General features: G+C 35.1%; 11 protein-coding genes. 7 read left to right on the top strand and 4 right to left on the bottom strand.

The features are described 5' to 3' along the window. On the top strand, window positions 1–139 hold a 139-nt coding region (locus ACPYKA_RS13515), incomplete at its 5' end, for an ATP-binding protein (RefSeq protein ID WP_479542781.1). 172 nt (window positions 140–311) lie between these two features. Here ACPYKA_RS13515 and ACPYKA_RS13510 read toward each other — a convergent pair. Then, window positions 312–1,355: a response regulator transcription factor gene (locus ACPYKA_RS13510; protein WP_479542780.1), complete on the bottom strand. Its 1,044-nt coding sequence runs from the start codon at window positions 1,353–1,355 to the stop codon at window positions 312–314. Window positions 1,356–1,541: 186 nt separating this feature from the next. Between ACPYKA_RS13510 and ACPYKA_RS13505 the strand changes: the two genes are divergently transcribed. Next, window positions 1,542–2,672: a class II histone deacetylase gene (locus ACPYKA_RS13505; protein WP_479542779.1), complete on the top strand. Its 1,131-nt coding sequence runs from the start codon at window positions 1,542–1,544 to the stop codon at window positions 2,670–2,672. 475 nt (window positions 2,673–3,147) lie between these two features. On the opposite strand, the gene ACPYKA_RS13500 is transcribed toward ACPYKA_RS13505, so the two are convergent. After that, window positions 3,148–3,321, bottom strand: a complete 174-nt coding sequence (locus tag ACPYKA_RS13500; RefSeq protein WP_479542778.1) for a hypothetical protein — start codon at window positions 3,319–3,321, stop codon at window positions 3,148–3,150. Window positions 3,322–3,609: 288 nt separating this feature from the next. Between ACPYKA_RS13500 and ACPYKA_RS13495 the strand changes: the two genes are divergently transcribed. The 5 genes from ACPYKA_RS13495 to ACPYKA_RS13475 all read left to right on the top strand — a co-directional run bounded on the left by ACPYKA_RS13495 (window position 3,610) and on the right by ACPYKA_RS13475 (window position 10,890). Next, complete coding sequence (locus ACPYKA_RS13495) at window positions 3,610–5,646, top strand: hydantoinase/oxoprolinase family protein (RefSeq protein WP_479542777.1); 2,037 nt, start codon at window positions 3,610–3,612, stop codon at window positions 5,644–5,646. Window positions 5,647–5,648: 2 nt separating this feature from the next. Continuing rightward, complete coding sequence (locus ACPYKA_RS13490; protein WP_479542776.1) at window positions 5,649–7,343, top strand: hydantoinase B/oxoprolinase family protein; 1,695 nt, start codon at window positions 5,649–5,651, stop codon at window positions 7,341–7,343. Window positions 7,344–7,426: 83 nt separating this feature from the next. Beyond that, on the top strand, window positions 7,427–8,179 hold the full coding sequence (locus tag ACPYKA_RS13485) for an IclR family transcriptional regulator (RefSeq protein WP_479542775.1): 753 nt from the start codon (window positions 7,427–7,429) through the stop codon (window positions 8,177–8,179). A 15-nt stretch (window positions 8,180–8,194) separates the two neighbouring features. Continuing rightward, the gene (locus ACPYKA_RS13480; RefSeq protein ID WP_479542774.1) at window positions 8,195–9,778 is read left to right on the top strand and encodes an OPT/YSL family transporter; all 1,584 of its coding nucleotides are present in this window, start codon (window positions 8,195–8,197) and stop codon (window positions 9,776–9,778) included. A 23-nt stretch (window positions 9,779–9,801) separates the two neighbouring features. Beyond that, window positions 9,802–10,890, top strand: coding sequence for a M24 family metallopeptidase (locus tag ACPYKA_RS13475; protein ID WP_479542773.1), 1,089 nt, complete (start codon window positions 9,802–9,804; stop codon window positions 10,888–10,890). Between the two features lie 169 nt (window positions 10,891–11,059). Here the strand turns inward: ACPYKA_RS13475 and ACPYKA_RS13470 are convergent, their stop codons facing one another. Further along, window positions 11,060–11,500, bottom strand: a complete 441-nt coding sequence (locus ACPYKA_RS13470; protein WP_479542772.1) for an AAA-type ATPase lid domain-containing protein — start codon at window positions 11,498–11,500, stop codon at window positions 11,060–11,062. Then, the gene (locus ACPYKA_RS13465; protein ID WP_479542771.1) at window positions 11,493–11,735 is read right to left on the bottom strand and encodes a hypothetical protein; all 243 of its coding nucleotides are present in this window, start codon (window positions 11,733–11,735) and stop codon (window positions 11,493–11,495) included. The genes ACPYKA_RS13470 and ACPYKA_RS13465 overlap by 8 nt, the downstream gene beginning before the upstream one ends. Between the last annotated feature and the right edge of the window lie 165 nt (window positions 11,736–11,900).

Genomic DNA, 11,900 nt, shown 5'->3' with positions numbered 1-11,900 from the left:
AGACCCAGTATTAACGGCAGCATTGACTGATCGTCTGACCCATAAATCACATGTATTGAATATGAATGGCCCATCCTTCCGGATGAGAGAAACGGAGGAATGGCTCAAAACTGAAGAAAGTGGAGTGGTTCAAAATTAAATTGCGAAATGGTTCACTTTTCAGTTGCGAAATACACATTTATTTAGCTTCCTCCTCAAATATATTGTGATATCGGTTATTTTTATATCTCACATCATCTGCTTTACTAACTAAAGAGTTACATACTCGATTCTACTTAGTAATCTCATGATGATTTATATTGCATTTGTCCTTATATGAAATGATCAACTTCTTTTAATTTATATATTAAGCTTGTCCGGTTTGAAACATCTAGTTTCTCGTACATATTTCTTAAATGTTTCTTGACAGTGTTGATACTTATCCATAGTTCATTAGATATTTGTTCGTTTGTATATCCTTTTAACACAAAATCAAAAATTTCAAGCTCCCTTTTTGATAATAACGCTTTTAGATCATTACTTTTCTTATTTTCTTCAGGATAGAGGTATATCGAATATTTCTTAGATGTAGGGTTTTGTTTCATTTTATGAGGGATTACTTTTACTTTCCACTCATTCATATTGATATTAATAGTACTTTCTTCTTCTGACAAGTAATTGTTTATAGAGGTGTGAAAAAATTCTTCGACAGAAGTATTCGGACAAATTGTTGCAATGATTTTTTGAGCAGCTTCGTTATAAAAAGAAATATTTTGATTCCCATTTACGAGAATAATCCCTGGATTCTCGTTAGCCTTTCTTTTAAGAAAAATATTTTCAGCTTCTATTTCTTCTATAATCATTGAAGTTTTAACTAAGTGTTGAAGATGGGTAGATAGTGTTTGAAGTGTGTGCCTTTCTTTTTGAGTAAAAGGTTTATCTCCTTTATGCCGGGTAAATCCAATGCCACCATAAATATATCTATTATCTGTAAGGTAAACAACCATTACATCAATGATTTGATGTCTTTTAAGAAAATGGTAATATTCCGATTTAATAAAGGATGACGGTGTGGTAGTTTCATTTACCTTTAAAATGGATTGTTTGTTGGTTACATTCTTTATTTGTTTCTTAGGATGCATGAGATCTTTATTCATATATGTTTCTGTGTAATCCCAAATAAATTTATCATCAAAATTAAAAAAGTTTAAATTATACATGTTACTCTGTTTATCTGCTAACCAAAACAATGAATGATGAAAGTGGAATAAATCTGAAAGATAAATTTGAACTGTTTTTGACATATTCGATGGCTCTGAATTAGTGCTATTGATAAAATGCATTATTTTTTCGTAGTCGTTTTTAGATAGATTCATAGTAATTCCTCCAGTAATTCGCATCTTCCAATATTTTATGCACTTCTTTACTTTGGATTAATTGTAACATAATTTAAATTTAAAATCTGAAAATTCAGAATGGAACATAAATTATCCTTTCGTGTAATTGTAATCGAAGAAAGCGTTTGCAATAATGATAATACAAACTTTGAAGGAGGAAGTCAAATGAAGAAAACAGGATTTATTTATGATGAAAGTTATTTTTGGCATGACAACGGATCTGGTGCTTTACATTTAGCCTCTGGTGGTTGGGTTCAGGCTCATACTTATGGAGAAGATCCAGAAACGAAAAGAAGATTCAAAAATTTACTTGATATAAGTGGATTCACCCCTCAATTGAATTCTATCGCTCCTCGTCCGGCAACGCGGGATGAAATTGAATTATTTCATATTCCTAGTTATGTAGATAAAGTAAAAGAGTTAAGTGATGCAAATGGTGGGGATGCAGGGCAGATTGCGATTGTAGGAAGAGGGTCATATGAAATTGCTTTGTTATCTGCAGGGGGAGCAATGACTGCTGTTGATGCAGTTATGGAAGGTGAAGTTGAGAATGTATATGCTTTAACAAGACCACCAGGTCATCACGCTGAAGCACAGGAAGGAATGGGTTTCTGTATTTTTAACAATGTTGCTATAGCGGCGAAATATGCGAAGAGAAAATATAATTTAGAACGTATTCTAGTGCTTGACTGGGATGTCCACCATGGAAACGGAACTGAGCAGGCGTTCTATGATGATGACAGTACATTGTTTATTTCACTCCATCAAGATCGATTATTCCCGGCAACGCGTGGTTTTGTGGAACATTGTGGTGAAGGAAAAGGGGAAGGGTATACAGTAAATATTCCATTACCTGCAGGGACAGGAAATGCAGGATATATGCATGCATTTGAAAATGTTGTGGAACCAATTGTTGATCAATTTAAACCAGAGTTAATTATTGTATCAGCCGGACAAGATCCAAGCTTTTTTGATCCTTTAGCGAGAATGATGGTTACAGCTGATGGATTTTACAGATTTGCTGATTTTATGAAAAAATTAGCGGAAAGACATTGTAATGGTCGTCTAGTATTATCCCATGAGGGTGGGTATAGTGCAGCTTATGTACCATTTTGTTCCTTAGCGATCGTTGAAGCGATGAGTGGAATTAAAACAAAGGTAGAGGATCCATTTATGGAAAGTTTCAGCGGAGTCCCAGTCGATACACTATTTCCTCATGAGGAAGAAGCGGTACAAAAAGTGATTGAACAACAGTCCAAGTTTTGGGACTTAAGTACTCAGAAGGCAGTTAGATAGTTTTATAGGAATTGAATATTACTTATGAAGAAGACCAGCTCATTAATTTATCATTAAATAGAGCTGGTCTTTTTGGTGTGAGGAACGGCCTCTTCTTTAAAAATATGTTAAGTTCTTAAAGCGTTGTTGAATTAAATAAGTAGCTTTTTTAGTGACTACTCATACTTTTTAATATTTTAACAATTATTTTTACGGTGCTTGTTGCAGTTGCTTGTAGTGGTGACAGTTCAGGAGATTTCCATTTGATTATCAGAAACCTTGTGACTTGGTCTACCTCTTTTAACTTGAGTCTCTACTTTCCTTTCCTCCATTTAATATGTGGAGCGATTTAGATCCAAGATACCATGAATTCGCTTAATAAAAAATCCTTTTGAGATCCACTCGTATGCTATTTGAAATAAATAATCTAAAGTTAATTCTTTTTTTAATACATCTTTTCATACAGCTACTTCCAGTTCTTTTTCGCCCAATAACTTCATTTCCAATTCATATTTGTATCTTTTTCAGTTGGTTCAACTGGAGTAATGCTTGTACCCTCTAACTCCATCTGATCACGAATTTCTGCCTCATACTTCTTTATCCATTTTCTAAGGGTAGTCCGGATGGACACCAGCTGTCTTAGCTGTTGTTGCGTATTTATTTGTTTCAAGTGCCATTCTCACATTTTTTCTTTAAATCTTCAAATACCTTATTTTGCTTCTCCGATTTAAATCACCATCTTTATCGAGTATTTCCACGATAACAACATTGTACTCTCCTTCAATTTTAGTGTCCAAGTGATAAAGGGGCTTAAATGCGATGTTAGCCTAGATAATGAATTTAATTAATAAAAAATAAAATTAATACTTGAAGTTTTCTGAATATGTGTGTTAATATAATTAACAAATCAAAATTAGAACCAGTGGTTCGAATATAGGTACATCTAGGAGTGTGAAAGATGAGAGTAGCGACAGATATCGGCGGTACATTTACTGATTTAGTTTATGTAAATAAAAATGGTGAGTTTGACGTTGCAAAAGACCATACTACACCTGGTGAATATGAAAAGGGCGTAATGAACGTCATAAAAAAAAGTGGGATCTCGCCTACTGACATAGAAATGTTTATCCACGGTTCAACAGTTGTAATTAATACCTTAACGGAAAGAAAAGGTGTAAAGGTTGGATTAATTACGACGAAAGGAACAAAAGATGTTTTAGAAATTGCGAGAGGTAATCGTCCAGATTTATATAACTTTAAGTATAAAAAGCCAGAGCCTTTTGTTGAAAGACATTTACGACTTGAAGTGGAGGAGCGTTTGAATTACAAAGGTGAAGTTTTGGTTGAACTAAATAAGAATGACCTAAGCAAAGCATTAAATTATTTTAAACAAGAAAATGTGGAAGCGATTGCAGTTGTCTTTTTACATTCTTATAAAAATGCTATACACGAACAATTGGCAAAAGAGTATATAAAAGAGAATTGGCCAGAGGTTTATGTTACTGCTTCATATGAAATATCAAAAGAATGGCGGGAGTATGAAAGAACAAATACGACGGTATTAAATTCCTATGTTAAACCAATTGCTAATGAGTATATCAATAAACTAAATGTAGAATTAGAACGTGAAAAAATTCATGGTACGAAATACATTATGCAATCAAATGGCGGTGCTACAACATTTGAACATGCGAAAGAGGAACCCATTCAAATGGTTGAATCAGGTCCTGTGGCAGGTATTTATGGTGCACAAGTTTTAGGTGATTTAATCGGTGAAAAAAATATTATTGCTTTTGATATAGGAGGTACGACAGCTAAGTGTTCGTTAATTCATCAATCAGAAGTTAAGATTACAACAGACTATTTCATTGAAAAGTCAGAAGTAAACTCTGGTTATCCCATTAAAGCTCCAGTAGTTGATATTGTTGAAATTGGAAATGGCGGTGGTTCTATTGCTTGGATTGATGAACTAGGTTCTCTTCAAGTTGGACCAGAATCTGCAGGTTCTAATCCAGGACCGGTTGCTTACGGTTTAGGTGGTGACTCTCCAACTACAACAGATGCACATTTAGTTACTGGCAGATTATCAGCTAAAAACTTTGATTACGATGTTGATATGTCACATGTTAACCAAGTGATGACAAAAAAAATCGCAGAGCCATTTAATGTTTCAACTGAAGACGGAGCACTAGGCATTATTCAAATTGCTAATTCTAATATGTTAAATGCGTTGAGGTTGATTTCCGTACGTAAAGGTTACGATCCATCTGATTTTGTCATGGTTGCTTATGGTGGTGGCGGTCCAATGCATGCAGCTGCATTAGGAAAAGAGTTAGGAGTAAAAAAAGTTATTATACCTGTATCATCCGCTGTATTTTCTGCATGGGGCATGTTACAAACTGATCTAAGACGTGATTATATACAGACATACTTAGAACCTTTTGAGCAACTCAATTTAAACAAAATAAATAGGAAATGGGAACAAACTGAGAAGCAGGCCACGCAAGATTTTATTGAAGAAGGAATGCAATCCAGTAGTATTATGTTTACCAGGTTTTTAGATATGAGATATGTTGGTCAAGAACATTCCGTGAAAGTGCCTGTCCCAAATGGAGAATGGACAGATGATACACGCAGCGAAATTGTAGAGAAGTTTCATGAATTACATGAGCAGAATTACACATTTAAACTACCAAACACGAAAACAGAGATTGTAAATATTCATTTAACAGGTTTTGGTCAAGTAGAGAAAATAAAGCCACTTGAAATTAAAGAAAATAAAGATGATAACGCATTAATTGAAAAACGAGATGTTTATTTTGAGGATGGTGGCTGGTTAAAAACGAATATTTATGCAAGAGAACGAATGGGAAAAAACATGACCGTACAAGGCCCGGCTATTATCGAGGAAAAGCAAACATCAACCTTACTGTATTCAGGTCAAAGCTTAACAGTTGATCAATATGGAAATTTAATTATCGAAACGGGGGTTTAATAATGAACTCTGAAAAAGCGGAAAAAATAAGTCCATTTATGCTTGAAGTAATAAAAGACTCCTTGCTATCTATAGGAGATGAGATGTTTATTGCACTAGCGAAAACATCTATGAGCCCGATGTTTTATGAAGCACTAGACTATGCTTGTGGCTTAACAGATGCTAAAGGTAATTTAATAAGTCAAGGGAATGGCGTGACTAGTTTTATAGGCATGTTAAGTCCAATGGTTCAACATGTAATCGAAAAGTACGATGGTGGAAGACAATTACATGATGGCGATGTCATCATAATAAATGACCCGTATGTAGGAGGAGGTTCCCATTTATCTGATGTAGGTCTAGTGATGCCCATATTTTATGAAAATGAAATTGTTGCATTTTCTGTAAATAAAGGACATTGGACGGAAGTTGGTGGGAAAGATCCTGGTTCGTTTACAAATGATTCAACTGAAATTTACCAGGAAGGGTTACAATTACCTGGTGTTAAATTATTTGAATCCGGTAAGATAAATCAAGCTGTAGTTGATATTATTGAAATGAATGTACGTTTACCGAATCAGTCTTTAGGAGATATGTGGGCACAAATTGCGGCTTTACGTACTGGCAAAAAAAGATTTGAAGAACTGTGTCAAACGTATAAAAAACAATTTGTGATTCAATCTATTAATCTTTTACTTGAACAAGGAAAAGAATTATCCAAACAAGCGTTAAAAAAGTTACCAAAAGGAACTTTTGAGGCAGCTGATTTTATAGAAGATGATCCCAATGTCGGCGGTCCTTATCCGATTAACGTTAAGGTAACAATAACGGACGATGAATTTATATGTGATTTCAGGGGAAGTGCCAAGCAAGTTCAATCCCCAGTAAATTGTTCTTACTATGGACTTATGGCGAGTGTAAGAGTGATGTATTTAGCCGTTATTCACCCTACTAAAAATATTAATGAAGGTGTCTTTCAACCATTGAAAATTATCACTGATAAAGGCTCCATCTTGTCAGCTGAAAGACCCGCACCAGTTTCAATGAATTTTGAGGGACGATTAGGTGGAGCAGATTTAATTTGGAAAGCGTTAGCACCACAAATACCTGATCAACTACCTGCAGGTCATCTTTTATCCGTATCCTCCGTGGTTATTAGCGGAGATCATCCTGACACGGAAGAACCATTTTTATTAGTAGAACCATCAGTTGGTGGTTGGGGTGCAGCAAACGACCAAGATGGACAAAGAGGACAATTTTGTATGGGGGATGGGGAAACATATAACATTCCAATTGAAGTTGCAGAAGCTAGATATGGTGTGTTGGTTGAAGAATATTCATTAAGATGTGATAGCGGTGGAGCAGGAAAATTCATTGGGGGCTCCGGAGTGATACGTAAATATCAAGCTTTAAGTGACCATCAAAAGTTATCTGTTAGTTTTGGTAGACACCAACATGCACCGTGGGGAGTAAATGGAGGAAAAGAAGGCGGGAATAGTTATATTAAAGTTACTAAAAAGGATGGTACAGTTGTAGGCCCAACAGGAATTGTGAAGAGTTTGCCTTTCAATAAAGGGGATATTGTTGAATTAGTAACAGCAACAGGTGGAGGATATGGTAATCCGGAAGATCGACCGCTTCATCAAGTGAAGCAGGATGTGAAAAATGGATTTATTTCATTGCATGATGCAAGAAATATTTTTAAGAAAGATTTGTAAAATTCCACTTATCCTTCTGTTTTGATTTTAACTAGAAGAATTAGTTTGGATCATTTAGTATAAAAGAACAGGAGGAGATTGGAATGATTTTAAAAACATTAGATAATGCAATTCAAGTGTTAAATTGTTTTACGAAAGAAAAGAAAGCATGGGGTGTAAGAGAGTTAGCGAGAGAATTGAAGACAAGCCATACGGCTATTAATCGAATTTTAAAAACGTATGAAAAGAACGGATTTTTAACACAGGATAAAGAATCGAAAAAATATTATTTAGGTCTTAAGTTTGTTGAGTTTAGTCAAATTATTAGAGAAAGAATGTCGATAACGGAAGATATTTTGCCTGTCATGGAAAGGATTTCAGAACTGACGAAAGAGTCAATCTTCTTAACTTGGAAAGAAAATACAGAAGGGGTTACTTTGGCAATTGCAGAGAGTGAAGAACGAATCAAATTCTCTGTTTCAATTGGTACACGTACCCCTTTATATGTTGGGGCATCGTGCAAAGTCATAATGGCTTATTTATCTAAAGCCGAACAGATACATGTGATGGAAGATGGCTTTCAACGTTTTACTGTAAATACTACTAATGACATGAATTCGTTAGTAAAAGAATTAGATGAAATTAAAAAACAAGGCTGGAGTTACACATGTGGGGAGTATACAGATCAAGTTTTTGGCCTGGGCGTTCCGTTATTTGATAAAAATGACCAAGTCGTAGCATCCGTTACAATTGCAGGGCCCCAGTACCGCCTTAATGATAAGAAGAAAGAGGAAATGTTGCAAATTTTATTAGAAGAAACAAAGGAGATTCAACAGATGATTTATAATTTTTTATAAGGAAGGAAGAGGATAATGCCCGAGAAAAAACATCCAACTATATTTAATCCATTAACTATTATATTAATAGTGTTGACAGCGATATTTGGAGCTGTCATTGGGATGCAGTTAATTACAACGCTTGGAATATCCGCTAATACTTCTATCATTGGGGCAATATTTGCAATGATCATTGCTAGAGTACCACTTCAACAGTTTATGAGTTTTAAATCAATTCACAGACAGAATATTGTGCAAACCTCCATTTCAGCTGCTACTTTTGGTGCGGCAAGTAGTTTGTTACTGCCGATAGGAATTCCATTTGTAATGGGGATGCCAGAGTTAATTTTACCATTGTTACTAGGAGTAACTCTTGCAATGTTTGTCGATGCACTATTATTATATAAATTTTTTGATTCAAAAGTGTTTCCAGCAAAAGAAGCTTGGCCTCCCGGTATTGCTACTGCGGAAGCAATTAGAGCGGGAGATGAGGGTGGAAAAAGGGCTAAAATATTAGGGACAGGCATCGTTATTGGTATTTTGGGTTCTATTGCTAAAATACCAATGTCTGCATTCGGTGTAGCATTTATTGGAAACATTTGGGCGTTAACGATGTTTGGTGTTGGTTTATTACTTCGGGGTTATTCTATTCAATTATTTGGTATAGATATAAATGAGTTATATATTCCACACGGTTTTATGATAGGGGCAGGAATCGTTGCGTTAATTCAAGTTGTCTTTTTAATTTTTAATAAAAAAGATGCGAATAGTGACAAAAAATCGCAAACAAATGAGTTTTCAAGATCGGAAAAAGACATTGCTCAAGGATTTGGTTATGGTACGCTTGCTTATTTGGCGATAACGCTTTTGATGGCACTTATTACGGGGATTTATACGGATATGTCTTTTGGGATGTTAATCGGATTTTTATTATTTGCAACGCTATCTGCATTTGCACATGAATTAATTGTTGGAATTGCAGCGATGCATGCCGGATGGTTCCCAGCTTTTGCAGTTGCACTGATTACGTTAATTATTGGAATTTTAATTGGCTTTCCTAAAGAAGCGTTGGCTTTATTAGTGGGGTATAGTGCTTCAACTGGTGTGGCATTTGCTGATATGGGATATGATTTGAAAACGGGTTATATGTTAAGAGGAGAAGGAAAAGATCCCGTTTTTGAAAAGGAAGGTAGAAGGCAACAATTATTTGCAGCCTTATTAGCCTTTGTGGTAACGGTTACAGTGGTTTATCTTTCTTTCCAAAGTTATTTTGAAAGAGATTTAATTCCGCCAGTTAACTTCGTTTATGCTGCTACTATCGAATCAGGAGTTTCTCCTGATATTGCTATCAAACTATTAATTTGGGCTATTCCAGGAGCACTGATTCAATTGATCGGTGGTCCCAAGAGGCAGATGGGGGTTTTATTAGCAACTGGTTTGCTCTTAGTTAATCCAATAGCTGGATGGGCAGTGCTAGCAGGAATTGTAATTCGTTTTATTGTTTATAAAAAGAATAACAATCAAGATCATCAGTTGATGACGATTATGGCTGCAGGATTTATCGCAGGAGATGCCTTGTATAACTTCTTTTCGTCTGTATTCAAAATTGGGAAATCATAATCAAATGACGAAGGAGTGTTTGAATGTTTGATAAAAGAAAAGAAACAACATTAAAAATGATGCGAGAACAAGATATTGATTTAATGGTTCTAGTTCCAGGCTCTAATTTATATTATTTGACTGGAAATAATTTCTCAATGAGCGAAAGGTTGTTATTGTATTTTTTAGACAGGAGTGGAAAGGGAACATATCTTGCTCCAGAAGTAGAAAAGTCGAAACTTACCCTGAGTCAAGATGAAATTGTTTTTTCGTATTCAGATGAAGAGGGGCCTTATTCTCTACTACCTTCCTTAAGGGAAAATATTTCTCTAACACAAAAGGTTGCTGTAGAAACAAATCAAATGCGCTTATTGGAATATCAGTTTTTAAAAGAACTTGGAATTCATCAAACGTCTAATGCAACGAACATCATTAAAGAAATGCGTCTCCAAAAGAATATGGAAGAAGTAAACATGATGAAAAAAGCGGTTCATATTCTGGAAGAGAGTTTACAAGCTACGTTACCTACAATAGAAATAGGAAAAAAGGAAGTAGAGGTAGCGGCTAAATTAGAATATGAAATGAGGTTAAGAGGTTCACAAGGGACACCTTTTTCTACTATTGTAGCATCGGGTTATCGTGGTGCATTGCCACATGGCAGGGCATCGGAAAAGACAATAGAAGACGGTGACTTCATTGTTATCGATTTCGGTGCCACATTCAATGGGTATGTAGGAGATATGACGAGGACAATCGGTATTGGAAATGTTTCCAATAAACAAAAAGAAGTATACAATATAGTTAAAGACGCCATTTCCACTTCAATAGAATCGATAAAGATAGGAAAAACTATTGGTGACATTGATGCAACTGCTAGAGAAATTATTTCTGAAGCAGGGTATGGAGATTGTTTTACACATAGACTAGGCCATGGGATAGGATTAGATGCTCACGAGGAACCATATATTACTCAATCTAATCGAAATACAATTCAGCAAGGCATGGCCTTCACTGTAGAACCTGGAATATATATAAAAAATGAATTTGGAGTTCGTTTAGAAGACAATATTGTCGTAACCGAACACGAAATAGTGAATTTAATGACAATGGATTATGATTTAATTGTGTTATAGTTTATATAATGGGATACAAGGATTGTTTAGCAATCTTGTGTATCCCGTTAGTAATTCGATCACATATATTGAATATAATAATTGATTGAAGGAATGCGAGATGTCGAGTTAGAGCTTTCACAGTGTGGATCCTTATTAGAAAATAATGTAAATATTTAAAACATAAGGTTTATATATCAATATCTAGCACCCTCATCCGGTTATATAATGTCGCCCTGGTGATATCCAAATTTCCCGCACATTGCTTTTTATTTCCTCTTACTCTTCTTAACCCTCTCGTGATGATTTCTCTTTCATTTTTTTGTAGTTGTTCCTTCAACGACAGTTGACTATGTTCTGAATCAAGTATTTTTCCCTCTGTGGATTCGTGAACCTCAAAAGGTAAATCCTCTATTTTGATCGTTCCTTGTTCAGAAAAAACAATTAATCGTTTTATAACATTTTTCAATTCACGAATGTTACCTGGCCAATTATAATTAAGTAATGCCTGCATTACGAACTGCGTGATACTCCGGTATCCAGTATAGGATTGAAGCAAGTGGCCATATTTGTCTAGGATATTGTTTATATCGGCAGGCAGAAGTTTAGCCTGTTTTTCATTTTTATTCATGACCACTATCCTCAATTAACATTGTTAGTAATTCCTCTTTTTCTTCCTCTAAATCCCGCCATTCATAATAATCACTCGGATCATCCATTGATTCCAGATCTATCCCGCTAAATGCTTTCGAGATGCTTTTTGCTTTATATTTCTTTTGGAATTCTATTAACTCTTGATTTATTTCATTGATTCGCTCTTCAGGAGTTTGTTTTTGTATTTTCTTTTTTTGTGCTAACATTTGCATCTTTATTGCATATACCGGATCCTTCCATAGTTCGACCGCATGTTTAGGGATTTTATGGTGACTCTTTGTATCAACGGATTTAAATCCCTGTTATTCCGAGTAATTCAAGGAACCGAAACGATCCTTCAAGGGTCGACGGCGACTCCAACATCAATGTATCTTTAA

The organism is Pseudogracilibacillus amylolyticus (SeqCode), assembly GCF_051918545.1.
GTDB lineage: Bacteria > Bacillota > Bacilli > Bacillales > Amphibacillaceae > Pseudogracilibacillus.
The sequence above is the reverse complement of the archived record's forward strand: the minus strand, read 5'-3'. Positions and strand labels throughout refer to the sequence as shown.

Bases quoted from the DNA above. Each gene is read 5' to 3' on its own strand.
- ACPYKA_RS13510 (WP_479542780.1), bottom strand. From the start codon at position 1,355: ATGAATCTATCTAAAAACGACTACGAAAAAATAATGCATTTTATCAAT.
- ACPYKA_RS13505 (WP_479542779.1), top strand. From the start codon at position 1,542: ATGAAGAAAACAGGATTTATTTATGATGAAAGTTATTTTTGGCATGAC.
- ACPYKA_RS13495 (WP_479542777.1), top strand. From the start codon at position 3,610: ATGAGAGTAGCGACAGATATCGGCGGTACATTTACTGATTTAGTTTAT.
- ACPYKA_RS13490 (WP_479542776.1), top strand. From the start codon at position 5,649: ATGAACTCTGAAAAAGCGGAAAAAATAAGTCCATTTATGCTTGAAGTA.
- ACPYKA_RS13485 (WP_479542775.1), top strand. From the start codon at position 7,427: ATGATTTTAAAAACATTAGATAATGCAATTCAAGTGTTAAATTGTTTT.
- ACPYKA_RS13480 (WP_479542774.1), top strand. From the start codon at position 8,195: ATGCCCGAGAAAAAACATCCAACTATATTTAATCCATTAACTATTATA.
- ACPYKA_RS13475 (WP_479542773.1), top strand. From the start codon at position 9,802: ATGTTTGATAAAAGAAAAGAAACAACATTAAAAATGATGCGAGAACAA.
- ACPYKA_RS13470 (WP_479542772.1), bottom strand. From the start codon at position 11,500: ATGAATAAAAATGAAAAACAGGCTAAACTTCTGCCTGCCGATATAAAC.
- ACPYKA_RS13465 (WP_479542771.1), bottom strand. From the start codon at position 11,735: ATGCAAATGTTAGCACAAAAAAAGAAAATACAAAAACAAACTCCTGAA.